Genomic DNA, 436 nt, shown 5'->3' with positions numbered 1-436 from the left:
GCGCGCAGGCGCAAAACACTTCGCGCTTCAGCCTGGCGCCGGGGCATGACTTCCGCGCTAACTACGGGCTGGAGTTCTATTACGACAAGGCAACCAGCGACTCTTCCCGCCAAGGCATGGAAGGGGTGACGCCGGCCGGCAACCGTTCGGTAGCCAGCCTGTTCGCCAACCTGACCTACGACTACGACGGCTGGCTGACGTTGGAGGGGGGGCTGCGTTACGACCGCTATCGCCTACGCGGCCAGACCGGCCTGAGCTATCCGGACTTGGCCAAGGATGGGCAACGCTACACGATTGACAATCCTTGCAAAGCGCTGCGTCTGACCGGTTGTTCAACCACGACCCGCGAAGATTGGGACGTGGATCGCGATCAGGGCAAGCTGTCGCCGACGCTGGCGGTGGCGGTGCGCCCCGGCGTGGAGTGGCTGGAGCTGTA

General features: G+C 64.2%; 1 protein-coding gene. It reads left to right on the top strand.

The annotated features are described in order from the left end of the window. On the top strand, positions 1 to 436 hold a 436-nt coding region (locus tag SOP95_RS31710), incomplete at both ends, for a TonB-dependent receptor domain-containing protein (RefSeq protein ID WP_323609544.1).

Origin of the sequence: Pseudomonas sp. YuFO8 (assembly GCF_035065025.1) — a bacterium.
Taxonomy (GTDB): Bacteria; Pseudomonadota; Gammaproteobacteria; order Pseudomonadales; family Pseudomonadaceae; genus Aquipseudomonas; species Aquipseudomonas putida_AE.
Note: the sequence above shows the minus strand (reverse complement) of the source record. Positions and strands in the feature narration are given on the sequence as shown.